Source organism: Cobetia amphilecti (assembly GCF_020217465.1).
In the GTDB taxonomy this organism is placed as follows: domain Bacteria; phylum Pseudomonadota; class Gammaproteobacteria; order Pseudomonadales; family Halomonadaceae; genus Cobetia; species Cobetia amphilecti.
Window position 1 is genome coordinate 1,775,457 of the sequence record NZ_CP084115.1, and the last position, 25,370, is coordinate 1,800,826.

Below are 25,370 nucleotides of genomic sequence, written 5' to 3' on the forward strand. Positions count from 1 at the left end.
GGGTGGGTCTCCCTGAGATGACTTGTGAAATGAATGGCGATGAATGAAGTGGTGTTGATCGTCAGTTCTGAATGTTGATGGTCAGTCTTGAACGTCGATGGTCAGCCTTGAGCGTCGACCGTCAGCCTTGAGCTTCGAGCGTCAGTCCTGGGCGGCGAAGGCATCGCCGAGGGCATTGATCAGACGGTCCAGCTCGTCGTGTTCGGTGATGAACGGCAGGCCCAGCTGGATGGTGTCGCCGCCGTAACGGACATAGAAACCGGCCTTCCAGCAGTGCATGGCAATCTCATACGGGCGCCGCGCCGGCTCGCCGGGATAGGCCTCGACCTGCAGGGCACCGGCCAGACCGTAGTTGCGGATGTCGCTGATGTAGCGCGTGCCCTTGAGCTCGTGCAGCTTCTTCTCGAACACCGGACTCAGCTCGCGGACACGGGAGATGAGCTGGTCGTTCTCGAGCACGTCGAGGGCTGCCAGCGCCGCGGCACACGCCACCGGGTGACCGGAGTAGGTGTAGCCGTGGGGAATCTCCATCATGTAGTCGGGGCCGCCGTTGTCCATGAAGGTCTGGTAGATGTCGCCCTTGACGACCACGGCGCCCATCGGCACCGCGCCATTGGTGATCTGCTTGGCGACGTTGAGGATGTCCGGCGTGACCCCGAATTCCTCGGCGCCACTCATGGCGCCCATGCGTCCGAAGCCGGTGATGACCTCATCGAAGATCAACAGGATGTCGTGCTGGTCGCATATCTCGCGAAGGCGCTTGAGATAGCCTACTGGCGGTGGCAGCACGCCGGCGGAGCCTGCCATCGGCTCGACGATGACGGCGGCGATATTGGAGGCATCATGCAGCGCGATCAGCTCCAGCAGCTCATCGGCGCGCTCGGCACCGGTCCTGGGCATGCCGGGCGTGAAGACATTTTCCTTGAGCAGGGTATGCGGCAGGTGATCGGCATCGACCCCCTGACCGTAGAGCGAGCGGTTGGCCCCGATGCCACCGACACTGAAGCCCCCGAAGTTGACGCCGTGATAGCCCTTGCTGCGTCCGATCAGCTTGGTCTTGGTCGGCTTGCCTTTCTTGCGCCAGTAGGCACGCGCGATTTTCAGTGAGGTGTCGGCACTCTCGGAGCCGGAGCCGGTGAAGAAGACGTGATCCAGCCCCTCAGGCATCAGCGTCTTGATGCGATGCGCCAGCTCGAAGGCCTTGGGATGGCCGTACTGGAAGGCGGGCGCGTAATCCAGCTCGCGCAGCTGCGCACTGACCGCCTCGGCGATTTCCGGGCGGCAATGGCCGGCACCGCAGGTCCAGAGACCCGACAGGCCATCGAAGATCTGACGGCCCTGGGAGTCCGTGAAGTAGGCCCCCTGCGCCTTGGTGATGATGCGCGGGTCCTGCTTGAACTGACGGTTGGCCGTGTAGGGCATCCAGTAGGCATCGAGCTGCTCCTGGCTCAAGCCTGCCTGGGCGGAAGGGGATGTATCGAAGGCGGTCATGATGTCTCCCACAGAGTGTTGTTGTTGGTTCTCGGCTCCTGTCCAACTAGATTAGGAAGTCCTTTTGGTAAGATAAATGCCATTGTCTTTACCTTCAGGAAAGCATTTACTTAACTTTCCGCTGGCGTTCGCTACGCCATCTCGGCGCAGTCAGGCGCCGTCTGTCGCGGAACCGTTCAATAACAGGAGGCGCGGGCCTATGCGAGGCGAGGTCATGCGGGGGCAGCTCGGCGATACCGACCTGCGTCTGCTGCGTATCTTTCGCAAGGTGGTGGAGTGTGGTGGCTTCTCAGCGGCCGAGATCGAGCTCAACATCAGTCGCTCCGCCATCAGCATGGCGATGAGTGACCTGGAGACGCGGCTGGGCCTCAAGCTCTGTCAGCGCGGGCGCAGCGGGTTTGCTCTCACCAATGAGGGGCGGGAAGTCCACGAGGCCGCGATGCAGATGCTGGCGGCGGCAGAGGGCTTTCGCACACGCATCAATGGTCTGCATGCCTGGCTCAAGGGTGAGCTGAACATCGGCATCACCGACAATCTGGTCACCATGCCCGAGATGCACATCACGGATGCGCTGAGTGCGCTGAAGGGTCACGGCCCGGAGGTGATGATCAACATCCGCATGATTCCCCCCAACGAGATCGAGCGCGCCGTGCTGGATGGCCGTCTGCATACCGGGGTGATCCCGACGCTCAAGACGCTGCCGGGGCTCGAGTATCGCTCGCTCTACGAGGAAACCTCCTGCCTTTACTGCGCACGGGGCCATGTGCTGTTTCGTGAACCCCGCGCGGGCGATACCCTCGCGCGGGGACGTCCGGTGGGCGAGGAAGAGATTCGCCAGCATGATGCGGTGCTGCCGGCCTACGCCCAGACGCCTGCGATCAAGGCGCTGCATGAGCCGCTCAAGGCCGCCGCCACCGCGACTGACCGCGAGGGCATCGCCTTCCTGGTGCTTTCCGGGCGCTATCTCGGCTATCTGCCCACCCACTATGCCGAGCGCTGGGTGCGCGATGGCCAGATGCAGGCGCTCAGCCCGGTGGCCAACTCCTATGTCACCTATTACAGCGCCATCACGCGCAAGAGCCGCCCACCCAATCTGGTGCTGGAGCGTTATCTGAAGGAGCTGGATACCCTGCGCCAAGCGAAACCAGCTCGAAGAGTGTAGTCGGCGAGGGAGAGTAAGCTACGAACAAGTCCAAGCGTGTCGGGGTCAGAGAAGTCGCCCAGCTGGCGGGTGGAAGCAGCTATACGCTCTTAAGGAGACGGTGGCTAGTGTAGGGTGCCGGATGATGAAAGCTCCCCCCGCAGCCTTTGGTTGCCGGGGGCTTTTGCGTTTCAGGCTATTGCGGATGCGATAGTGATTCGCTGAAGGTCTCGACCAGGTGCTGGGCAAATGCCTGCACGCGACGAGGTTGGGCGCGCGCCGGCGGAAACAGCAGCTGCAGCGGCGAGGGCGGCGCGGCATGTTCCGGCAGCAGTTCGATCAGGCGACCCGCACGCAGATCCTCCTTCACATCGACTTCCGATTTCAGGGCGATGCCCAACCCTTCCAGGCACCACTGGCGCACCAGTTCGCCGTCATTGGCGATCCGGTTGCCACTGACGGTGACGATCTGCGGCACCTTGTGACTGCCGAAGCGCCATTCGTTGTCGAGGCTCTTGCCGAAGCGCATCACCAGGCAGTTGTGGTGCTTGAGGTCCACCGGCGTCAGCGGCGCAGGATGCTGCGCCAGATAGGCGGGGGAGGCGCATATCAGGCGGCGTTTCTGGCCCAGATGCCGCACGCGCAGCGTGCTGTCCATGATGGTGCCGAAGCGCAGGGCAAGATCGATCCCCTGGCCGACGATATCCACGTAGCTGTCCGACAGCAGCAGTTCTATCTCGATGGTGGGGTGCAGATGCTGGAATTCGGTGATGGCGCGTGACAGGGCATTGCGGCCCAGGTCGCTCGGCGCACTGACGCGAATGCGGCCGGTGAGGGTCTGGGCGCCCAGGCGGATGCGGGTCTCCAGTTCCGACACGCTGTCGAGCAGGCCGCGAGCTTCTTCCATCAGTGTCCGGCCTTCTTCGGTCAGGCTGATGGCGCGCGTGGTGCGGTTGAGCAGCACTACCCCGTAATGGGCTTCCAGCGCGGCGAGGCGCTCGGACACGGTGGTGGGCGACAGCCCCGTCTCGCGTCCTGCGGCGGTCAGGCTGCCTTTCTCGATGATGGTCAGGAACAGGGCGATGTTATCCAGCAGCATTGTACGGTTTTTCCGAATTATCTTTGCGTAAGTTGGATGTTTATACGGATGAGGCTTGTGGCTAGGATGACCACATCGCTTGCGCAACTCAAGCTTCCCGATCACGCCACGGAGTCCCTTTCATGACCCAGCTGACCGTCATCGCCAATATCCATGCCAAGCCGGACCAGATCGAGCAGGTCAAGGCAGCGCTTCTGGCACTGGTGCCCATCACCCGTGCCGAGGAAGGCTGCCTTGGCTACACCCTGCACCAGAACAACGATAACCCGGCGCATTTCACCTTTCATGAGAATTGGGCCTCGCGGGAACTCTGGCAGCAGCACATGCAGGCCCCGCACCTGGAAAAGTATGTGGCAGCGACCGAAGGCGCGGTCAGCGAATTCACCCTGCATGAAATGACCGCCTTCGACTGAGAGGCGGGCCTGGGCCCTGGATATGGGCTCTGGCCCTGGATAAAGGCCCTGGCTTACCACCGCGGCCATGCAGGCCTGCTCGCTTTCTTTCTCTTTCAACAACCCACTCGAGGCAGTCATGACAGACCCCATCCGTATCGGCCATATCGCGTTGTCCTTCCATGAGGCCAGTGCTCGGGAAGTGGCGCGTGTTCTGGAGAGCCACGGCCATGAGGTGACCTTCGCCTCTGCTCCCCACGAAGAGGCCTTCGCGATGCTGGGGCGAGGGGAGGTCGACATTCTGGCCTCCGCCTGGTTGCCGTCGAGTCATGAGACCTACCTGGCCCCCATGCTGGATGACGTCGACAAGATCGCCGTCATCTATGAGCCGTATTGCATCTGGGGAGTGCCGGATTACGTGCCACAAAGCGCGGTGGCAAGCGTCACGGACCTGCTGCGGGAACCGGCGCTCAGCAAGATGGAGCTGATCATCCAGGGCATCAATCCGGGGGCCGGCATCAGTCGCTTCTCGGCCGAGATGATCAAGCAATATGGTCTGGACGCTGCCGGGTATGTCTTCCGCACCGGCAGCGAAGCGGACTGTTTCGATCGTTACGAAGCGGCGGTGGCGCAGGGACGTTGGGTCGTGGTGCCGCTGTGGCATCCGCAGTTTCTGCATCACCGCTACCGGATTCGCGCCCTCAAGGAGCCCAAGGGGCTTCTGGGTACCCGGGATGACGCCACGCTGGTGGTGCGCAAGGAGGCTCGCCTGCGCATCGGCGCCGCGGCCCTCAAGGACCTCTCTCAGCTCTACATCGGCAATCCTCGCTTGAGCGAACTGGAAGACGACCTGCGTCGCCGCCTGATTTATCGCACCTGATTTATCTCGCCTGAATCTCGACAAATCCCGGGCGATGGCCACGTCACCGCCCAGTCTCTTCATCTCATCATCATCGACCCTGCCGGTGCAGCGCACAGCGCCAACCGGCGGGCAAGGAGTCCCCATGCCATTTTCTCGCCTCAAGACTGCCATTCTCATCGCCTCGCTGGGCGTTGCCACTGTCGCCGGCGCCACTCAGGCGGCCGCTGACAGCACGGCTGTTAACCCCCAGAATGCGCAAGTCGCCTCCCTGCGTGACGGCACGCTGACCACCGTCGCCGAATATTCGGACACCCGCCCCGGCAACATCACCTTCACGCCGGATGGCCGCTTGATCATGTCCCAGCAGCCTCTCGATGCACCGGCACTGCGCGTGGTCGAGATCACCCAGGACGGCAAGCGTGTGCCGTTCCCGAACCTGGACTGGGCCGATGGCCCGGAAAAGGGCGAGGTCGGGATCGCCTCGATCATCGGCGTGCACTCCGACAGTCAGGGTGTGGTGTGGATGCTCGACATGGGCAGCCAGGACAGTGCGCCCAAGCTGGTGGGCTGGGATACCCGCAGTGATTCGCTCAAGAAGGTGATTTCGCTTGCCGGTGACAGCGTGCTGCCGATCTCCTTCCTGCAGGATTTCGTCATCGATGAGCAGCGCGGCAAGATCTATATCGCTGACATGACCTTTACCGCGCCGGCCTCCAGCATGAAACCGGCCTTCGTGGTGGTGGATATCGCCAGCGGCAAGACGCGTCGCGTGCTGCAGAGCGATGAAAGGCTGATGCCGGTGGAACACGACATGGTCATCAATGGCCATCTGATGGCGGCCAAGGGCGACAAGAATGGTGAGCCGAAGCCCTGGTACCTGGGCTTGAATGCCATCGCCTTCGATCCGGCGGACGACGTCGTCTATTTCGGTGGCGTGAACGGCAGTGAGATCTATCGCCTGCCGGCGGCTGAGCTGGCCGATGACACTGCCACTGAGGCGGAACTGGCTCGCGCCATCACGCCTTACGCCCCCAAGCGCCCCAATGATGGATTCATCTTCGATGGCCGCCGCAGCGGCATCATCGCCGGTGACGCGGAGCACAACGCACTGACCTTCTCATCGCCGGAGGGCATGTCGGTGATCGCCCAGGATGACGAGCGTCTGCGCTGGCCGGATGGCTTCGCCTTCGCGCCGGATGGCAGTCTCTACCTCACCACCAACCAGCTGAACGCCCACCCGGCACTCAATCAGGGTGTGGATGGCAGTGACAAGCATTACTACCTGCTCAAGCTGACACCCGCCAACTGACCCTTGCTCCCTTGGGGCTTGGTCCTCGGGCAACTCATTGCCTTGGCGCCATGGCTTTCTCGCTAGCCTGTGATCTGCGCAGGACGTGTCTCACGACCGTCCTGCGTTGTCGTTTTTGTGTCTGGCCGGCGCATCTCGCATCGCAAGCCGATGACCCGTCGGCGTCTCCCTGCACGCAACACGCAAACTCGCCATACATTATCCGCTTTATCCGGATTAACCTTGCGGTCATGGGCTGTTTTTACGCCAAGGCCAGAGAGTTAACATGCTGTCATCGCATCACGGCACGGCCTTTCAGTGCTGCCGTGACTGACATGATCTTTAGGAGAGACTCTGATGAAAGCCATTGGTTACTACGCTGCCGGTTCCGTTGATCGTGACGACGCCCTGGTCGATATCGAACTCGAGACACCGGTCGCCACCGGTCACGACCTGCTGGTCAAGGTTGCCGCGGTGTCTGTGAATCCGGTGGATTACAAGATTCGTGAGAGCCGCGAGCCGGCCGCCGGCGAAGCTGCCGTCATCGGGTGGGACGCCGTGGGCGAAGTCGTCGCCATCGGTGACAAGGTCACGGCCTTCGCCCCGGGCGACAAGGTCTGGTATGCCGGTGATCTCACCCGCGCCGGCACCAACAGCGAATTCCACCTGGTGGATGAGCGTATCGTCGGCCATGCGCCCAAATCCGTGGCGGCCCATGAGGCGGCTGCGCTGCCGCTGACCACGCTGACCGGCTTCGAGATGCTGTTCGATCGTCTGCGTGTCACCGAGCCGGTGCCGGGTGCTGCACGTGCCATCCTGATCATCGGCGGGGCCGGTGGCGTGGGCTCCATCACCATCCAGCTGCTGCGTGAGCTGACTGACCTGACCATCATCGCCACGGCGTCACGTCCCCAGACCCGCGAGTGGGTGAAGTCACTGGGCGCGCATCACGTCATCGACCACAGCCAGCCGCTGCCGGCCCAGATCGAGGCGCTGGGCATCGGTGCCCCGGCCTTCGTGTTCTCGACCAACTTCTCCGAGCACTACGCGCCGCAGGTCGCCGAATTGATCGCGCCGCAGGGCCGTTTCGGCATGATCGATGACCCGGAGACCCTCGATGTGGTGCCGTTCAAGCCCAAGGCCGTTTCCATCCATTGGGAGCTGATGTTCACTCGCTCACTGTTCACCACCGCCGATATCACGCGTCAGGGCGAGATTCTCACCAAGGTGGCGGGTCTGCTGGACACTGGCAGAATCACCTCCACCGCGACGGAAACCTTCGGCACCATCAACGCCGAGAACCTCAAGCGCGCGCATGCCTTGCTGGAAAGCGGCAAGGCCAAGGGCAAGATCGTCCTCGAAGGCTTCTGATCGAAGCCACTGTCGAGGCGGTGATGTGAAAGGAGTGCGGCCGGGCAACCGGTCGCACTCCTTTTCGTGAAAGACACTCTCATTGCCACCCGGCACTCACAAGCCGCCTTGTCTGCTGGGGAGTGCCGGGTGGCTGATACAATGATGGAACCCTGTCATGGGCATACAGCGCCTTGATCATGTGAACCTGCGAACCGGACAGCTGAGTGCCATGCTCCAGTGGTATGGCGATGTGCTGGGGCTGCACAGCGGGCCGCGTCCCGATTTCCCCTTCGCCGGTGCCTGGCTTTACGCCGGGGACGTGGCAGTCATCCATCTCATCGACATCGGTTGCCTGCCAGCGATCAGCAGTGATGCCAGTCTCCGGCTTGAGCATTTCTCGCTTGCCGCCACGGATATCGAGGCATTCGAGGCGCGCCTGGCGGCGTCCCGTACGCACTATCAGCGTATCGCGCTCGCGGGCTCGTGCAACTGCACATGCGAGATCCGGACGGCAATCATCTGCATCTCGATTTTGCCACCGCACCCTGCAGCGCCGTGGCCTGATCTGGCTCTTGGAGGTCATATCTGGCGCCAAGTGGCTGCCAGACTTGAGGAAAGCGTGTAGATCGTGCGTTATCCAACCGCAAATTGCGCCGCTGACGCGATAAGCTGATGGTAGGGAATGGCGATCTGGAACCCAGGGTGTCCAGCCGTCAGCAGGATGGCCTGAGCTGGACTCAGCACATCGCACGCATACGCAATCTGCCGAGGAGGCCAACATGGCGAAGCGGTCATTTGCGGTACTGACCCTGATGTTGTCGTTGCTGGGTGCTGGCCTCGTGCAGGCTGACTCGGCGGGTGATGGCAATGATGACAAGGACGAGGAGCGTCTGCGCCAGAAGCATCATGATCTGGAAGGTCAGGTAAAGGCGCAGCGCGTTCAGGCGCAACAGATGCGGGAATTGAAGAAGATCCAGCACCAGGAAAAGTTGGCTGAGAAGAAATCAGTGGCAGAGGCTTCGCCGGCTCATGTCTGGAAGCGGGGCGGCAAGGTGCCGGACACTGTCGCCCGGGATGATGGTCTTCGGGTCGAGAACTGGCAGCAGCACAAGCTCTCGGAACCCGGCGCCAACCAGCGCTGGCTGCAGCTCAAGAATGCCTTCGTGCTGATGAATACCGAAAGCCATGTCATCGATGAGATCGTGCTCGAGCAGTGATGCCGCGGGTAGCGATGACATTACCTATCACTGATGCAGGCTGTCCTCATCTGGCGACGCTCTGATGGGGCACCCACCCCCTTGCGACCATGGAATACGCAGGCACCAATGCTTGCCACGCGCCATGGCGCGCCATATCAGCCATTACGAATATCTGCTTCTCGATGTCGTCATTGCGCAACAAGGATGCGTCAACTGGCGACAAGTCGTTGCGAATTGTGCGCAAAAGTGGAGGTTGGCGCGCTGGCTTGCCGTGGCGAACACGAGGCGATAGTGTTCTCTCATACCGTTTATTAACACTGTTTCCTAACTCTGTCTCATGACCCAGTTTCATGACCCTGATTCACAGCCTCGGCATCCCTTGATGCCGAGTACGACGAGGAGGCCAGACATGCGCAATCGCACCCTGACCGTAATGATGATGATCTTCACCCTGATGACCGCGTCGCTGGCGCAGGCATCGCCCAACGACCGCGATGATCGTGGCGGTCCACACAACAGCCAAGGCAACCAGCACAACAGCCACGGCAACGGGCATCAGAAGAAAAAGCAGCAGGCGCGTCACGACCAGTCTCAGCGCCATGATCAGCAAAAGCATCAGGCGCAGGCCAGGCATCAAGGTCAGAAGTCACACAACTGGCGTCGCGGTGACCATGTGCCGCGCAGCTACTACTCCAACAAGCGTTACTGGGTGAGTGACTGGCGTGCTCACAAGCTGTCTGCGCCGCCGCAGGGGCATCGCTGGTTGAACATCGATGGTCGCTATGTGCTGGCGGCCGTGGCGGGCGGTGCCATTAGCGCGATCATTCTCAATCATTGAGGACAGTCAGACTGTCCGCGTCATGAAAAAGGGGCCTCCAGATGGAGGCCCCTTTTGCGTTTTGCGCTCGGCCGCTGCTGAGCTAAGCCATTGCTGCGGTCAGCCGTTGCTGTGGCAGCCATTGCTGCGGTCAGCCGTTGCTGCGGCAGCCGTTGTTGCGATTCGCAGCACAGCACTATTGCGCGAGCAGTGTCTCCAGCGCCTGGGCGACGCGCAGCAGCGCCACATCCTGACCCTGAGGGCGCGACAGCATCAGGCCCAGCGGCTCTTCGTTCACCGCTGCTGGTGCCGGAATCGAGATCGAGCTGGCATCCAGGTAGTTGAAGACGCTGGTGTTGCGCAGCGCGCGCTTGTTGAGCTGGGCGAAGAGCGCGCCATCCTGCTCCAGCAGGTCACGACGCGGGGCACGCATGGCAACGGTCGGCATCAGCACCGCATCGACATCCTGCACCTGCTGAGCGAAGCGTTGCTGGATGGCGGTGCGCGGCCACAGGCGCGCCAGATACTCGCTGGAGGTGATGTCGCGCCCGCCGTTCAGGCGTTCGGCGATCAGCGGATCATACTGGGCTTCGTGGGCGGCCAGCAGTTCGTGATGCACGGCGGCCGCTTCCGGAATGACCAGCCCGCCGCGCTGATTGATGGCGTAAGCGGCCTCGATGGCTTCGACCGGCGCACGCTGGAGGCGAACCCCCAGACCCTCGAGCCGTTCCAGCAGGGCGGCGAAGTCGGCGGCCACATCGGCATCCACTTCACTGACCAGCTCGCTCTCCGGCACCAGCAGCGTCAGCGGTCGAGTGAGCGGCGTCGGGTCAGCGACCTCACCGCTCAGGACTTCCCACAGGAGGCGACAGCAGGCGACGCTGGGCGCGATGGGGCCGATGCAGTCCAGGCTGGGTGACAGCGGGAAGGCGCCATCTCCCGGCACGCTGGCCTGTGACGGCTTGAAGCCCGTCAGGCCACAGAAGGCCGCCGGAATCCGCAGCGAGCCGCCGGTATCGCTGCCCAGGGTCGCAGCTGCCAGCCCGAAGGCGACGGAGGCGGCGCCGCCGGAGGTCGAGCCGCCGGTGATGCGCTCGCCATCGAAGGGGTTGGGCGGCGTGCCGACATGCGGGTTCAGGCCCAGGCCAGAGAACGCGAACTCGCTCATGCTGGTGCGGCCGGCATGCAGGATACCGGCGGCTTTCAGGCGGCTCAGCGCCACAGCGTCCTGATCGGCTGGTTGGCTTGCTGCCAGTGCCCGCGAGCCTGCCAGCGTCGTCATGTCGGTCTCGTCGAAGAGGTCCTTGATCGAGACCGGAACACCCCCCAGCGGCAACGACGTCGCCGCCGCCTTGAGTTGCTGCTGAGCGGCGGCCTGCACACTCATGCCAGCATCATCGCGGCTGATGATGCTGTGGCTGGCGCTCTCGCCCAGGGCCTGATGGCGCTCGGCAAGCACCGTGGCGGTCTGCTCGGGGCCGAAACTGCCTGTCTGATAGGCGGCCAGCAACTGCGTCAACGTGCGCTGGCGGGGCGAGCGCGCCCAGAATTCACGCGCCTGCTCAAGGCGCTTGTGCTCATCACTCATGCCACCACCTCAAGTTCTTCCACCTCATAACGGTGCTCGATGCGACGACCGGTCTGCGGGTCGATCAGGCGCATGGTAAAGCTCGGGCTGGGGCGGATGCCACCGATCGCCGGCACGGTGCCGCACAGCAGCACGCTGTTGGGGGCCAGGCTGCCGTCCTTGGCGATACCGGCCGGCAGGCGCTCCATCAGGGTGGCGACCGGCAGCAGCTCAGCGAGAGTGCCCTGCTGATAGCGCACGGTCTTGCCGGCGTCTTCGATCTCGCTTTCGATCTCGAGGCTGTCCCAGTGGTCGATGACCTCACTGAGCTTCCAGGCGTGGCGGGCAATCGGCTTGGCGCACAGCTGCTTGGATTCGGCGACGCCGACGGCTTCGAGCTTGCGGTCGGTGTGGTCCGAGGCGATCGTCACCCACAGGGTGCCCTCGGCGTCGCTGACCAGACAGGTCTCGACCTCACCGGAGCCTTCGCCGCCGAGCATCGCGACCTGTGAGGCCTGGGTCAGGGTCTCGCGGGTCACGCGGTAGAACAGCGGGGTCTGGGAGGGCGGCGCCACGCCCAGCAGCTTGAGCTCGTCGATATGGTGCTGCACGCCCGCCTGGTCGCGTCCGGCCCAGCCGGCAATCGCGACGCGCTGGACATCAAGGGTGAATTCGCCGTTGTCATGGGTAAAGGTCAGCATGGGAATCGCTCCGTTATCGGGGGTTGTCGTTGTTCTGTGCAGGAAGTCTTGAGTGAACGGTGTTGCGCCAATGACACCTGCCGGCTTGCCAGCAGGTGCCTCGCAAAAGTGGATTTACAGCGCCGAAGGCAGCCACAGCGCGATCTGCGGGAAGGCCACCAGCAGCGCGGCCATCACCAGCATCGCGCCCAGATACGGCAGGGTGCCGATGATGACGTCGGCGAAGGCTTCGCCACGCCGTGAGGCCTGCACGATGTAGAGGTTCAGGCCGACTGGCGGGGTGATCAGTGCCAGCTCGACGAACAGGATCATCACGATGCCGAACCACACTTTGTCGTAACCGGCCGCCGCGATCAGCGGAGTGACGATGGGGATGGTGATGACCATCAGCGACAGGGTCTCGATGAAGAAACCGAGCACGATGAACAGTGCGATCACCGCCATCAGCAGCGCGAAGGGCCCCAGGTCATAGGCCTCGAGCAGGCCGGTGACCTGCTGGACCATGCCGGAGGAGGCCAGCGCGAAGTTGAGGAAGGAGGCCGCCATGATGATGAACAGGATCATCGAGGTGGTCTTGACGGTGCCATCCAGCGCGCGGCTGATCATCGACAGATTCAGCGAGCGGTTGATGGCGGCGAGGCCCAGCGAGGCCAGCACGCCGATGGCGGCGGCTTCGGTCGGCGTCGCCCAGCCCAGATAGATGGAGCCGACGATGACGATGAACAGCACCAGCAACGGCAGCAGGAATGACAGGCTCTTGATGCGTGTGCTCCAGCTGGCGCTCTGACGCGGGCCGCCCAGTGACGGCTTCCAGACACATAGCAGCAGCGAGGCCAGCATGAACAGCGCCGCCAGGCCGAGGCCCGGCACCAGGCCGGCCATGAACAGCTTCGGGATGGAGGTCTCGGTCAGGAAGCCATAGACGATCAGGTTGATCGACGGCGGAATCAGGATGCCCAGGGTGCCGCCCGCGGCGATGCTGCCGCAGAACAGCTTGGCGTCATAACCGAGCTTCTTGCCCTGGGGAAGTGCCACGGTCGAGACCGTGGCCGCCGTGGCCACCGAGGAGCCGGAGGTCGCCGAGAACAGCGCCGAGGTGGTGATGTTGGCGTGCAGCAGGCCGCCTGGCAGCCACGACAGCCAGTGGTCCATGGCGCGGTAGGCCTTCTCGGCGATGCCGGCGCGCACGATGATCTCGCCCATCAGCACGAACAGCGGAATCGCGATCAGCAGGAAGGAGTCCGCGGCAGACCACAGGTTCTGGCCCAGCGCCTTGGTCAGCGGGAAGAAGGAATAGAACTGGTCGATCCCGAAGGCGAGCAGGAAGAGGGTGACCGCAACGGGAATGCCGGCCAGCAGCAGGGTGAGGATACCCACCGAAAGAAAGCCCAACATCAGCGAGTCTCCTTGGTCGTGGAGGCAGCCTGGGCCAGAGCCCCTTCGCTTTCTCCGTGATCGGGGCCGGCCAGTGTCTCGAGCGTGGTGGTATCACGCAGACAGGCGGCAACGAGAACGCGCAGTCCCAGCACGCTGGTGGTGATCGCGAACCAGGCATAACCGGACAGCCACAGCAGCTGCGGAATCCACAGCGGTGTCGCCAGCGGGGTGTTGGCGGTGGAGCCGTTGCTCAACGACTTGCCGAGCACCGGCCAGGCATTGATCAGAATCACCCAGGCCACCAGGTTCAGCGCCAGCATCGCGAGGATATCAAGGGTGTGGCGCGAGAAGGCCGGCAGCTTGCCGTGCACGACATCGATACGGATGTGGGCGCGCTCCATCAGGGTGTGGGAAAGGCCCCACGCCGAGAGCATCGCCAGCACATACCCGGCATATTCGTGCACGCCGGGCAGCGGATGATTGAACAGTTGGCGCATCAGGATCTCGGCGCCGATGAAGACCACGACGGCCAGCAACAACAGGCCCATCAGGCGTGCGGCGTGGCGTGATATCGCGCGTGTCAGTGACACGAGGACATCGAGTGCGTGAAGGAAGGAGTTCATGAGTCGGGTCCTGCTGGGGCGCTGAACGAAGGCCGCTTTCTCGAGAAAGCCTGCTTATGAAGCCTGCTTTTGAAAGCTTGCGCTTGAATACACAGGCGCGAGTCGTTCAGCGCTACGTCTCTGGGGAACATGTCTGCCACGTCGGGACAGGGCGGGGCTATCGGCACCTGCTCGCGAACAGGCTTCGGTGAGCAGGTGCCGCTGGATCACTCCGCGCTGGCGGTCAGGCCGACGACCTTGCCGACGCTCTCGTTCCAGGTCTTGCGCGTCTCGGCATCGACACGCGCCGCCCAGGCAGGCAGGACGGTGTCTTCGAGCGCCGCACGTGCGCGCTTGGCGTCGTCGTCGCTGAAGTCGACCAGCGTCATGTCGGCGCTCTTGCCCAGCGGGCAATCGCCTTCACCGGTCAGGCAGGCCACGCCACGCGCGGTCTCGCCACGCGCGTTTTCCCACACCGGCGCGGTGAACTCGCTATCCACCTGTTGCTGGATCAGAGTCTGGGTCTCGGCGCCCAGGCCCTGCCACTTGTCCTGATTGATGGCGGTGATCACGTAATCCCAGCCACCCAGCGGCAGCGGCATCAGGTGGCTGGACACTTCATGCCAGCCGGCGCTGTAGCCGGAGAGCGAACCGGTGACGGCGCAGTCGATGACGCCACGCTCCAGGGAGCCGGGCACCTCGTTGAAGGCGATGTTGAGGCTCTGTGCGCCCAGCGCCTCGATGAACTCACCGGTGGAGCGGCCGCTGGCACGCACCTTCTTGTCCTGCAGGCCATCGAGCCCTTCGATCGGGGTGTTGCAGAACAGCACCTGAGCCGGATACGGCACGATGGCCAGCACGTGGCTGTTGAAGCGCTTGTTCATGGTGGACTCCGCCAGGGGGCGGAAGGCCTCGGCGACCTGCTGCGCTTCCTCGGCAGTGGGGGCCATCATCGGCAGGTCCAGCCCTTCGAGTTCCGGCGCATCGGACACGGTGTAGTCGGCCACGGTCATGCCGACATCGAAGACACCATCGCCCAGATAGCGATAGACGTCGGAGCCGGGGATGCCCATCTGGTCGAAGGTGGTCACCTGGGTGCTGAGTTCACCGTTGCTGGCGGCCGGGAGGGTCTCGCTCCAGAACGGCTTCTCGAACTGACGGTTGAGCTCCAGGCTGCTCCAGCTGCCTACCACGTTGAGGGTATCGGCAGCATTGGCGCTACCGGCGGCGGCGAGTGCGAGACCAAGGGCGGAGAGGGCAAAACGTGTCTTCATGGGAATCACCATTGTTGTTGTGCATCTGGTGTTATCGGAAAAGCTTGTTGGCTGCATCTTTGCGGGGTGTGTCTTTCCCGCTGCTGTCCTGTGCGTTGCTGTGCTGTGTTTCGATTCGCGGTGCGTCCCTGCACTGCGCCGGGCGTGATGAGTGCGGATTTCTCTCATGCCCGGCAGTACGCCTGGCAGCAGGTCATCCGTACTTGAGGCGATGATTGGGAATGTCGGTAATCAGCATGTGCCCCGGGCTATGCGCGATCGCCAATGGCAGTCGGGCATTCTCCAGCGCCAGTTGTGGTGTGACGCCACAGGCCCAGAATACCGGCATGTCACCTGTCTCAAGCGTAGGCGCATCGCCGAAGTCGGGGCTTTCGATATCGGAAATACCGATCAAGGCGGGGTCGCCCAGATGGACGGGGGCACCGTGCACACGAGGCATGTCGGTGGTGATCTGGATCGCGCGAATGGCGTGCGCCGCCGACATCGGGCGCAGGGATACCACCAGGTTGCCGTGGAAACGACCGGCACTGATCAGCGGAATATTGGTGCGATACATCGGCACGTTGCGCTTCAGGCGCGCATGGCGAACCTCGACACCCTCGTTGAGCAGTGCCTCTTCGAACGAGAACGAGCAGCCGATGGAAAACGCCACGAAATCGTCCTGCCACAGGGCGGCGATATCCTCGCGCGTTTCCTCAAGCTTGCCGTGACGATAGATGTGGTAGGCCGGCAGGTCGTGGCGCAGGTCGATGTTCTCACCGAGCCCTGTCGGGGCGGGAGAACCGACGGCCGTGACATCCAGCAACGGGCAGGCCTTGGGGTTGGCCTGGCAGAATTGCAGGAATTCGCCGGCAGCCTCGGCTGGCAGGATGATCAGGTTGGTCTGGGCGTAGCCGGCAGCGATACCGCTGGTGTGGCTGGCCCAATGACCGCTGCGGATCTGCTCGCGCGCCTCGCGGGGGGACGACGCGGCACTGAGAAGTGTCTGGGGCATCGTTGGAGCTTCTTGTGAAGTTGTTGTTGTCTGTCTTCACCATAAGAAGCGCACTCAGATAAATCCAATCGATTTTTATCGAGTTGAGCCATCGGAAATTCCTTTCATGTGGCGCGGGTCAGTAGAAACATCATGGCCGAAAGGGACGCTATGCAGGGTATGAAAGCCCGATAAGATCAGGCGATTCGTGAATGCGCCTCCTGATCCTGGCGGGCGATCTCGATGGCGAGTTCACACACGCCTTCGGCGAGGGCGCTTTCCATATGGGTCGGCCAGGAGGCGGTGAAGGTCAGTTCGGGCAGGTCGCAGGGCAGGCTGAGCAGGGTGCCCTGGCGGATTTCCTCGGCGACGATGCGTGGCGGGATGGCGCCGACGCCCAGGCCATCCAGGGTCATGCGCACGATGGTCCATAGCGAGCTTGAGCAATGCAGCTTCACGTCATCCAGCCCCATCTGATGGAGCATGGAGCCGAGCTCATGGTGGGGTCGGCTGTTGCGGGCAAACGAGATCAGCGGCAGAGAATTCAGGCGCCGCAACGAGAAATTGTCTTCGGTGAAGCCCAGCGCGGGACTGATCACGAAGCCCATCGTGTAGTTGCAGAGAAAACGATTGAGCACGCTCTCTGCCGTCACCGGCCCCATCAGAAAGGCGAGGTCGATATCGCCGGCGGTGAGCATGGCGGCAAGCCCGGGGGAGCTGTCGACCTCGAGTTCCAGCGTGAGGTCCGGGTAGCGGCGCGCCAGTTCGGCCAGAAAGCCGGGCAGCCAGCTATGCGCGACGGTCTCGACGACGCCCAGTCGCAGCACGCCCTGGAAGGGCGTATTCAACTCCATCATGGATAGCGCTTTCTGGCGCGCCTCCAGCAACGCCTCGGCGTGGCGATAGAATTCGCGCCCCTTGAGCGTCGGCTGTACCGGTCGGCGAGTGCGCTCCAGCAGGCGGGTCTCCAGCGTGGTTTCCAGCTTGTTGATACGTTCGGAAATCGAGGGCTGGGTCAGATGCAGATGCTGGGCGGCCAGTCGGAACGACCCCAGGCGCGTGATCCACACGAAGGCTTCCACTTCCTTGAAATCGAACATGGCCAGATCCTGTCGTGATTGATGCCGCAAGCTTGGGCTAACATTACCACTCGTTGAGAAATTGCGTTCTCGATGGCGTGTATTCCGGTACGATATGGGGCATCGAGAAATGTGTATTTTCATGAAAAGGAATGATGATGAAGTCTAGCGTGCGAGTTGTCAGTCTGGTGATGCTGAGTGCCCTTTTCATGGCAGGGTGCAGTTATACACCGGCGCGGATCGATGCCGAGCCTATCATCGAGATCGGTGATGGACACCATGACCACAAGCGTGGAGGCGGCGGCTTCTGCCCGCCGGGGCAGGCCAAGAAAGGTAACTGCTGATCACGCCGAACCAGAAGGAGCCGCTCATGCGGCTCCTTTTTCGTTGTCGATCGCTTCCCGATATGGGCCTCTGGAGTCGCTCGGTCTGCAAGGATATCCTGCGTGATCCGAGTCTTGCCTCTTCCTCCACTGCTGCTGACGGGTACTGTCTCCATGCTCAATCCCAAGGCGCTGACGGCGCTGAATGAAATCATCCGCCGGGGCTCACTGAGGCGCGCGGCGCGGCACCTGAATCTTGACCCTTCAGCGGTGAGCCGCCAGATCAAGCAGCTGGAAGAAGAGGTGGGTGTCGCGCTGTGCGAGCGCAGCGAGACGGGCATGCGCGCCACCCAGGCCGGGGTGTTGCTGCTGGATCACTTTCATCGCCAGCAGGCGGCGGAGGCGGCAGCGCTCTCGCAGCTGAGCGCCTTGCAGGGCCTGCGCAGTGGTGAGGTGAGAATCGCGGTGGGCGAAGGCTTCATTGCCGATCTGATCTCGCTGCCGTTGCAGAGCTTCATGGCACGTCATCCCGGCATCGAGGTCGTGGTGCGCATGGCGGGGGTGAATGAGGCGACTGAGCTGTTGCGCGACTTCGAGGTGGATATCGCGCTGCTCTACGCCCCGCCTGTCGATCCGATTCTTTGCTGTCATGTAGAGACCTGTCAGCCGCTGGATCTGATCGTGCCGGCGGAGCATCCGCTACTCGAGATTGCAGAGCCGTTGACGCTTTCGCAGGTGGCACAATGGCCGCTGGCGTTGATCGATGAATGCACCGGTATGCGTCAGATGGTCAATCAGGCGGCGCAGCAGGAGCGCGTCTCGCTGCGCGCGCAGTTGCGCACCAATTCCGTGTCGGTGCTCAAGAATTTCGTGCGTTCGGGGATCGGCGTGACCTTCATGCCGGAGTTGAGCGTGGTGGAGGAGCTGCGGCGCGGCGATATCTGCCTGTTGCCGATGCAGCACCCCGCGCTGGCGACGACCCGTGCGCAGATGTGTACGCGGCGTGGGCGCGAGATGACCGTCGCCGTCGAGGCCTGCGTCACCCATCTTCAGCAGGGCCTGCGATTCTTTACCGCGGATGCGCCACGCCTGCTGGGCAAGTGACGTTCGCCACGTGATGTTCGCCACGTGATATTCAAGCAGCGTCGCTCGACGCACAGGTCAGGGTATCGGTGCTGACGGGCGCTTGTTCAGCTCTATCTCCTCACACGGCTGTCCCATTGCACAGGCCATTCTCTCGCTCAGTGCAGCATTTCACAGAACGTCCCGACTGCCCCGTACAGCCCATGCTGGCGGGGCAGTCGTCGTCAGGAAGGGCACTATTCAGGCGCTTTTTCAGGTGTGGACGAAAAAACAACACTCAGGCGATTGATTAGTCTACAGCGGCAACGCTACTTTCGATGTGTGAAGGCGAAAGTCCCTCACCTTGACTGGCCGCAGGGCCACACTGACAAAGGCGGCGTCACTCCCGCCGCATACAACGAATATTTACAACAACAAAAGGGAATCCACATGTCCTTGTCCAAGACATCTCTGCTGCGCAAGACGCTCACCGGTTCCACTCTGGCGCTCAGCCTGCTGGCGGCCAGCGTGCAGGCCCAGACCATCAACCTCAGCTACAACGGTGCGCCGGATGCCGACAAGAATGCGGTGCATGTCTTCGCCAGCAATCTGAAGACCCTGGTGGAAGAGAAGACCGACGGCGAGCTGGAACTCAAGCTCTATCCCAACAGCATGCTGGGCGAGGAGCAGGAGCGCATGGAGCAGGTGATCAGCGCCCCGAACCTGAACATCGCCTCCTTCGCGGGCATGGCCCCCATCGTGCCGGAAGTCTATGTCAGCGCGACGCCGTTCATGTTCGACGGCTTTGATGAGGCGCGCCGTTTCTTCGATGAGGGGCAGTACTGGCAGCAGGTGCAGCAACTGTTCAGCGAGCGCACCAATGGCGCCGAGATTCTGGCCGTCGTCGAGGAAGGGGGCTTTCTGGCCTTCACCAACGACAAGCGCCCGATCACCAGCCCTGATGATTTCGAAGGCCTGCGTTTTCGCGCGATGGACCCAAGCCAGGTAGCGCTCTACGAGGCCTTCGGTGCCTCGGGCACGCCGATTCCGTGGACGGAGGTCTACATGGCGCTGCGCACGGGGGTGGCGGATGGTCAGATGAACCCGCCGATGTACATCCTGCTTGGCAGTCTGCAGGAAGTGCAGAAGTACCTGACACTGGCCAACATCCAGTATTCCGATCAGTTCCTGGTGGCCAATGGTCAGCTGCTCGAGAGCCTGTCGGACGAGGAGCGCACGGCACTTCTCGAGGCGGTTCAGGAAGCCAATGCCCAGGCCCGTCAGGACAACCAGAACCAGGTCGAGTCACGTATCGCCTCGCTGGAAGAGCAGGGCATGCAAGTGATCCGTCCCAGTGAGGCTGATCTCGAGGCATTTCGCAGCAAGGGCCAGCCGGCCTACCTCGAATGGCTCAAGAGCCAGGACATCGCGCCAGAGCTGATCGACACCGCCATGAAGGATGCTGGCCTGTCCTCGTGATGGCCTGTCGCGATGGTCTTTCGAGATGGCTTGTTGCGATGGTCTGTTGCGATGACCTGACACGCTGACTCGGTGAAAGGCGAGTGACGCTCAAGTATCAGCGAGCATCCCGCTGCGGTACCCGGTGCCCGGGCAGTGACAGTCCGGGCATCGAGGCTCTGAATTTCCCTCCTTGCTGGTGGATTGCGGTAAATGACTTCCATGACTCCTTCACGACAGCCTTCCCTGCGGGAAGGCCTGCTGCTTGCCTGTGGCCGTGTGACACTGGCGATAGCGGCAGTACTGCTGGCTTCCACGGTGCTGATCATGCTTTACGGCGTGGTGATGCGCTATGTACTGGGCGGCGCTCCCATCTGGGTCGATGAGCTGACCCGCTATCTCATCATCGCCAGTGTCATGCTGGCGATCGGCGTCGTCTGGGCGGAAGGGGCGCATATGCGCGTGGCGCTGCTGGAACGGCGTCTGCCTCCGCGCATGGCCACGGCGTTGGTCCATTACCAGTGGTGGCTGACGCTCGTGCTGATGGCGGGCGCGACCTGGATGACCTGGCACTACGCCATGTCGGCAAGCATGTTCCGCACCATGGGGCTGGGCGTCAGCCGCAGCGTGCCGATGCTGTCGATGCCGATCGGCTTCGCGCTGATCACGGCCCAGGTGCTGCTGCATGGCCCACGGCCACTGACATCCCCGGCGCTTGAGATCGCGCCGGACGAGGAGGTCGACGAGCCTGCGACACACGATGACAGGAATGGAGGGCCACGCACATGATCTGGGCAATGTTGGCCATCTTCGTCGTGCACGTGCTGCTGGGCCTGCCGCTGTTTCTCTCCCTGCTCGTCACCGCCGTGACCGGCTTCCTGTTCGTCGATATTTCGATGCTGGAGCGCCTCGGGCCACAGCAGTTCTTCGGTGGCATCAATGCCTTCTCGCTGATGGCGATTCCGCTGTTCATTCTCGCCGGCAACCTGATGAACATCAGTGGCCTGACCGAACGCCTCATGCGTCTTGCACGCCTGATGGTCGGACATCTGCGCGGTGGCATGGGCCATGTCAATGTCGTCTCCAGCGTGTTCTTCGCTGGCGTCAATGGTTCGGCGGTCGCCGATACTTCCGCGCTGGGCTCGCTACTGGTGCCGGCCATGCGCAAGGAGGGCTATTCGACTTCCTTTGCCGCAGGTCTGACGGCGGGCAGCTCGTTGATCGGGCCGATCATCCCGCCCAGCATCTTCATGATCCTCTACGCTTCGCTGACCAACACCTCCGTGGGCAGCCTGTTCCTGGCCGGTGTCGTACCCGGTCTGGTGCTGGCGGTGGCATTCATGGCGATGAATGCCTGGTATGCCCGGCGTCATGGTCTGCAGGCACGTGGCCAGGCACCGGCACGTCGCGAAGTGATCGCGGCGGTCATCGGGGCACTGCCTGCGCTGGTGGCACCGGTGATCATCGTCTCCGGTATCGTGCTGGGCATCGTGACCCCGACCGAATCCGGCGCCTTGATCGTGGCCTATGTGCTGCTCTGCGGCTTGTGCCAGGGGCCGCTCAAGCTTGTCGATGTGTGGGGTGCCATCAAGGACACGGCCCGCCTGACCAGCGCCATCTTCGTGATCATGGCGGTGTCGTCCATCGTCAGCTGGCTGCTGTCCTATGCCCAGGTGCCCAATCAGTTCGTGGCATTGCTGACGCCTTATATCGACAGCCCGATCCTGATCCTGTTGCTGCTAAGCGCCATCACCTTCGTCACCGGCATGTTCATGGAGGAAGTCTCGGCCTTGATGCTGCTGACGCCAATCTTCGTGCCTGTGGCCATGGTCGCCGGCATCGACCCCGTGCACCTGGGTGTCATCATCACGCTCAATATCACCATCGCGCTGATCACGCCGCCGATGGGCGCCTGCGTGTTCGTGGCCGCCGCGGTCAGCAAGCTCGAGATCACCTCGCTGTTTCGCACCATCTGGCCGTTCGTGCTGGTGGCGGTCGCGGTGCTGCTGATGCTGATCATCTTCCCGCCTCTTACCCTGTGGTTGCCGACCCTGTCTGGATAACAACTCATGACGTCAACATTGAAGCGCCCAATTCCCCCCATCCCGAGTCATGATGAGCCGGACTGGACCCAGGTCACCCGAATTCCCGTCAAGGGCTGTGACAGTACTCTGGTGCCGACCAGCCTCGGGCCGTCATGTCTGAAGGTCTATCCTGCCTACGCGCGCCTCGGTATCCCCGGGGCGGTCAATGAATGTCTGGTGCGGCGTGCGGTGTATCAGCGTCTGTTGCAGGCCGCGCGCGCCTTGCCGCAAGGGCTGTCGTTGGTGGTGATGGATGGCTGGCGTCCCTGGCGGGTGCAGCAGTATCTGTTCGAGACGCTGTATCAGTCGCTCAAGACGCATGACCCTGAGCTTGATGAGGCCCAGCTGCTGGCGCGTACGCGCGAATTCGTCTCGCTGCCCAGCCGTGACCCGGACGCGCCGAGTCCGCATCTCACCGGTGGCGCCGTCGATGTCACCCTGTGTGACGCCGATGGCTTGCTGCTCGAGATGGGGACGCTGTTCGACGAGGCGACCCCCGAGTCCCACGCCGATCATTTCGAGCGTCATCCGCCTGCCGGCGATACGCCCCAGGCCGAGGCACGCGACAACCGGCGTCTGCTCTATCACGTCATGACCGAGGCCGGTTTCACCAATCTGCCCAGCGAATGGTGGCACTTCGATTTCGGTGATCAGCTCTGGGCCTGGTACCGCGGCGAACCCGAGGCGCTGTTCGGTCCGGCGGAGATGGACAGCATCGAGAGTCTCTGGAAACGCTCACTGGCGTGAAGGTGTCAGAGCATGCCTGACAGCCGCTGGCCTGCAAGACACGAAAGCCCCGCTCGATGGCGACTCGAGCGGGGCTTTCGTTTCAGCAGCTTATGCGATCAGCGTTCAGCGGGCCGTGCCTGATGCTCAGCTGACGATCTCGGCCTGATCGAGCATGGCATGGAAGAGCACGTTGCAGCCGGCGTGCAGGTCCTTGGGCGCGGCGTTCTCGATCTCGTTGTGGCTGATGCCGCCTTCGCAGGGCACGAAGATCATGCCGGCGGGGGCGATACGGCCCATGAAGATGGCGTCGTGGCCGGCGCCGCTGACGATGTCGAGATGCGAGTAGCCGAGCTGGCTGGCGGCATTGCGCACCGCGTTCACGCAGTTGTCGGCGAAGTGTTCCGGCACGAAGTCGGCGGTGGGGGTGAGCTCGTAGGTCAGGCGATGCCGCTGACTGACGGCTTCGACGACCTCTTTCAGCTCCGCGACCATCGCGGTGAGGGAGTCGGGTTCCAGCGAGCGCAGGTCGATGGTCATGTTGACCTGCCCGGGGATGACGTTGCGCGAGCCCGGGTGGACCTGCATCACGCCCACGGTACCGCGGCCATGCGGCGCGTGATCGATGGCGATGCGATTGACGGCGACGGTGATCTCGGCCGCGCCAAGCATGGCGTCCTGGCGCAGTGACATGGGCGTGGGGCCCGCGTGCGCCTCCTGACCGGTGAGGGTCAGATCGAACCAGCGCTGACCCAGCGCGCCCATCACCACGCCGATGGTGGTCGCTTCATCTTCCAGAATCGGGCCCTGCTCGATGTGGCTCTCGAAGAAGGCGCGCACGTTCTCGCGGGGGATCTCATCGCTGCCGCGATAGCCGATGGAATCCAGTGCCTCGCCGGCGGTCACGCCGTCGCTGTCCTTCTGGGCGAGCATCTCGTGCAGTGACAACTGGCCGGTATGCACGCCGGACCCCATCATGCAGGGCGCGAAGCGACAGCCTTCTTCATTGGTCCAGACCACCACTTCCACCGGGCAGCGGGTCTTGATGTCGTGCTGGTTGAGGCTGCGCAGGACCTCAAGCCCGGCCATCACCCCGAAGCAGCCATCGAACTTGCCGCCGGTCGGCTGGGTGTCGATGTGGCTGCCGGTCATCACCGCCGGTGCGTCCGGATCGGTGCCGGCGCGGCGCGCGAAGATGTTGCCGATGGCATCGATACGGATCGTGCAACCCTCGGCCTTGCACCACTGAATGAAGAGGTCGCGCGCCTGGCGGTCCAGCTTGGTCAGCGCCTGGCGGTTGACGCCGCCCTTGGGCGTGGCGCCCAGCTCGGCCAGGGTCATCAGTGATTGCCACAGGCGATCGCTGTCGGTGCGCAGCTCGCTCAGGGTATTCGCGGGCGATGTGTCCATCTGGGCAGTGGTCATCGGCTTCATCCTCTCGTGGATATTGTTGTTGTGCTTCCGGTTCTGCTCTTGTATCAATTCCGCTCTTGTTTTGGGCTCCGCTCCTGTTTCGGTCCAGACTCCGGCTTCGGGTCAGGCTCTGCTGTCGGCCATCAGCTGCGCGGGGGTGACGAGCAACTGGTCGGCCATTTCCACCTCGAGTGCCGTCATGTGGTGCTCGGCATCCTGCATGTGTTCTGTCATGAGCTGTCTGACCTGCTCATGGTCCTCGTGGCGAAACGCCGTGATCAGGCCGGAGTGGTAATGCTGATTGGCCTGGTCGAACTGCTTGCGCTCCGGCAGGTAGGCCTTCTTGATGACGACCAGCTCATGCAGCATGTCGTTGAGGAACTGGCACATGAAGCTGAGCAGCGGGTTGGGGCAGGCGCGGGCCAGCACCTGATGAAATTCGATTTCCAGGAAGCGCTGGCGCCGCTGGTCCTCGTCCTGTGGCTGGTGACAGCTGCAGTCATGGACATTGTTCTCGAGCGTCACCAGGTCCTCTTCGCTGAGCAGGCCCACCACCGAGACCGCCATCTCGACTTCCAGCAGTCGGCGTAGCTGATAGACCTGAGCGCCATTGAGCGTCTTGAAATGCAGGAAGCTCCTCAGCATGCGGCTGGCCGGTTCCATGCTCGGCGCATTGAGCACGGCGCCGCCATTGGGCCCCGTCTTCAGGGTGATCAAGCCCTCGACCTCGAGAATCTTGAGGGCTTCGCGCAGCGTGCCCTTGGCGCAGCCGTACTGGGCCATCAGCGCCTTCTCATTGGGCAGCCGGTCGCCTTCGCTCAATCCATCGAGCACGATGCTGCGCCTCAGATCATCACTGATCAGCTCGGCCAGCTTCTGCCGCTTGGGCAGGTGGGCGCCGGAGGCGTTGGCACTGGTGCTGGCACGTGAAGTGTCTAGGGGGGAGGGCGATGTCGGCATGCGATGTCCTGAGCGGCAGCGAGTCAGTTATATTTATTCGTATAAATAAGCTTTAGTCGCGGACTCGAGCGCTGTCAAACCCCAAGGTGGCCTCAAGCGTTGCGCAGGCGATCACGCCAATGATGCGTC

General features: G+C 62.7%; 24 protein-coding genes. 13 read left to right on the plus strand and 11 right to left on the minus strand.

The annotated features are described in order from the left end of the window. Positions 1-141: 141 nt before the first annotated feature. A complete protein-coding gene (locus LCW13_RS07625; protein ID WP_043332339.1) occupies positions 142-1,491 on the minus strand; it encodes an aspartate aminotransferase family protein in 1,350 nt (449 codons plus the stop codon). Positions 1,492-1,690: 199 nt separating this feature from the next. On the opposite strand from LCW13_RS07625, the gene LCW13_RS07630 reads away from it, so the two are divergent. Continuing rightward, positions 1,691-2,653, plus strand: a complete 963-nt coding sequence (locus tag LCW13_RS07630) for a LysR family transcriptional regulator (RefSeq protein WP_225347955.1) — start codon at positions 1,691-1,693, stop codon at positions 2,651-2,653. 175 nt (positions 2,654-2,828) lie between these two features. Here LCW13_RS07630 and LCW13_RS07635 read toward each other — a convergent pair whose 3' ends face one another. Beyond that, positions 2,829-3,731, minus strand: coding sequence for a LysR family transcriptional regulator (locus LCW13_RS07635; protein WP_225347956.1), 903 nt, complete (start codon positions 3,729-3,731; stop codon positions 2,829-2,831). 122 nt (positions 3,732-3,853) lie between these two features. Here LCW13_RS07635 and LCW13_RS07640 point away from each other — a divergent pair, with 122 nt between their 5' ends. From LCW13_RS07640 to LCW13_RS07670, 7 genes are all read left to right on the plus strand, one after another. Continuing rightward, positions 3,854-4,144: a putative quinol monooxygenase gene (locus LCW13_RS07640; RefSeq protein WP_175090287.1), complete on the plus strand. Its 291-nt coding sequence runs from the start codon at positions 3,854-3,856 to the stop codon at positions 4,142-4,144. 118 nt (positions 4,145-4,262) lie between these two features. Beyond that, complete coding sequence (locus LCW13_RS07645; protein WP_225347957.1) at positions 4,263-5,003, plus strand: glycine betaine ABC transporter substrate-binding protein; 741 nt, start codon at positions 4,263-4,265, stop codon at positions 5,001-5,003. A 124-nt stretch (positions 5,004-5,127) separates the two neighbouring features. Then, positions 5,128-6,294, plus strand: a complete 1,167-nt coding sequence (locus LCW13_RS07650; RefSeq protein WP_225347958.1) for a major royal jelly family protein — start codon at positions 5,128-5,130, stop codon at positions 6,292-6,294. A gap of 336 nt (positions 6,295-6,630) precedes the next feature. Continuing rightward, positions 6,631-7,644 (plus strand): zinc-binding alcohol dehydrogenase family protein, encoded by a 1,014-nt coding sequence (locus tag LCW13_RS07655; RefSeq protein WP_107334950.1) that lies wholly within the window; start codon positions 6,631-6,633, stop codon positions 7,642-7,644. Between the two features lie 157 nt (positions 7,645-7,801). Next, positions 7,802-8,251 carry a VOC family protein gene (locus tag LCW13_RS07660; protein ID WP_225347959.1) on the plus strand — a complete coding sequence of 150 codons (450 nt, stop codon included), beginning with the start codon at positions 7,802-7,804 and terminating at the stop codon, positions 8,249-8,251. A gap of 154 nt (positions 8,252-8,405) precedes the next feature. Then, a complete protein-coding gene (locus LCW13_RS07665; RefSeq protein WP_225347960.1) occupies positions 8,406-8,843 on the plus strand; it encodes an RcnB family protein in 438 nt (145 codons plus the stop codon). A gap of 391 nt (positions 8,844-9,234) precedes the next feature. Further along, entirely contained in the window at positions 9,235-9,663 is a 429-nt protein-coding gene (locus tag LCW13_RS07670) for an RcnB family protein (protein WP_225347961.1), read from the plus strand. 175 nt (positions 9,664-9,838) lie between these two features. On the opposite strand, the gene LCW13_RS07675 is transcribed toward LCW13_RS07670, so the two are convergent. The 7 genes from LCW13_RS07675 to LCW13_RS07705 all read right to left on the minus strand — a co-directional run bounded on the left by LCW13_RS07675 (position 9,839) and on the right by LCW13_RS07705 (position 17,236). Then, positions 9,839-11,230, minus strand: a complete 1,392-nt coding sequence (locus LCW13_RS07675; protein ID WP_225347962.1) for an amidase family protein — start codon at positions 11,228-11,230, stop codon at positions 9,839-9,841. Further along, positions 11,227-11,910, minus strand: a complete 684-nt coding sequence (locus LCW13_RS07680; RefSeq protein ID WP_052384353.1) for a DUF2848 domain-containing protein — start codon at positions 11,908-11,910, stop codon at positions 11,227-11,229. The genes LCW13_RS07675 and LCW13_RS07680 overlap by 4 nt, the downstream gene beginning before the upstream one ends. Positions 11,911-12,024: 114 nt before the next feature. After that, positions 12,025-13,305 (minus strand): TRAP transporter large permease, encoded by a 1,281-nt coding sequence (locus tag LCW13_RS07685; RefSeq protein ID WP_054555981.1) that lies wholly within the window; start codon positions 13,303-13,305, stop codon positions 12,025-12,027. Further along, entirely contained in the window at positions 13,305-13,910 is a 606-nt protein-coding gene (locus LCW13_RS07690; protein WP_054555982.1) for a TRAP transporter small permease subunit, read from the minus strand. The genes LCW13_RS07685 and LCW13_RS07690 overlap by 1 nt, the downstream gene beginning before the upstream one ends. A gap of 206 nt (positions 13,911-14,116) precedes the next feature. Next, positions 14,117-15,163, minus strand: a complete 1,047-nt coding sequence (locus tag LCW13_RS07695) for a TRAP transporter substrate-binding protein (RefSeq protein WP_225347963.1) — start codon at positions 15,161-15,163, stop codon at positions 14,117-14,119. Positions 15,164-15,356: 193 nt separating this feature from the next. Continuing rightward, complete coding sequence (locus LCW13_RS07700; protein WP_043332129.1) at positions 15,357-16,157, minus strand: putative hydro-lyase; 801 nt, start codon at positions 16,155-16,157, stop codon at positions 15,357-15,359. 176 nt (positions 16,158-16,333) lie between these two features. Beyond that, complete coding sequence (locus tag LCW13_RS07705) at positions 16,334-17,236, minus strand: LysR family transcriptional regulator (RefSeq protein WP_064503238.1); 903 nt, start codon at positions 17,234-17,236, stop codon at positions 16,334-16,336. Between the two features lie 437 nt (positions 17,237-17,673). Between LCW13_RS07705 and LCW13_RS07710 the strand changes: the two genes are divergently transcribed. The 5 genes from LCW13_RS07710 (at position 17,674) to LCW13_RS07730 (ending at position 22,889) form a co-directional block, all read left to right on the plus strand. After that, positions 17,674-18,642: a LysR family transcriptional regulator gene (locus LCW13_RS07710; RefSeq protein WP_225347964.1), complete on the plus strand. Its 969-nt coding sequence runs from the start codon at positions 17,674-17,676 to the stop codon at positions 18,640-18,642. 408 nt (positions 18,643-19,050) lie between these two features. Next, complete coding sequence (gene dctP, locus LCW13_RS07715) at positions 19,051-20,079, plus strand: TRAP transporter substrate-binding protein DctP (protein WP_043332119.1); 1,029 nt, start codon at positions 19,051-19,053, stop codon at positions 20,077-20,079. A gap of 201 nt (positions 20,080-20,280) precedes the next feature. Then, positions 20,281-20,847, plus strand: a complete 567-nt coding sequence (locus LCW13_RS07720; RefSeq protein ID WP_225347965.1) for a TRAP transporter small permease — start codon at positions 20,281-20,283, stop codon at positions 20,845-20,847. Beyond that, positions 20,844-22,121, plus strand: a complete 1,278-nt coding sequence (locus tag LCW13_RS07725) for a TRAP transporter large permease (protein ID WP_225347966.1) — start codon at positions 20,844-20,846, stop codon at positions 22,119-22,121. The genes LCW13_RS07720 and LCW13_RS07725 overlap by 4 nt, the downstream gene beginning before the upstream one ends. Positions 22,122-22,127: 6 nt before the next feature. Next, complete coding sequence (locus LCW13_RS07730; protein WP_225347967.1) at positions 22,128-22,889, plus strand: M15 family metallopeptidase; 762 nt, start codon at positions 22,128-22,130, stop codon at positions 22,887-22,889. 126 nt (positions 22,890-23,015) lie between these two features. Here the strand turns inward: LCW13_RS07730 and LCW13_RS07735 are convergent, their stop codons facing one another. Next, positions 23,016-24,293 carry a Zn-dependent hydrolase gene (locus LCW13_RS07735; protein WP_225347968.1) on the minus strand — a complete coding sequence of 426 codons (1,278 nt, stop codon included), beginning with the start codon at positions 24,291-24,293 and terminating at the stop codon, positions 23,016-23,018. A gap of 111 nt (positions 24,294-24,404) precedes the next feature. After that, positions 24,405-25,241, minus strand: a complete 837-nt coding sequence (locus tag LCW13_RS07740) for a FadR/GntR family transcriptional regulator (RefSeq protein WP_225347969.1) — start codon at positions 25,239-25,241, stop codon at positions 24,405-24,407. Positions 25,242-25,370: the final 129 nt, after the last annotated feature.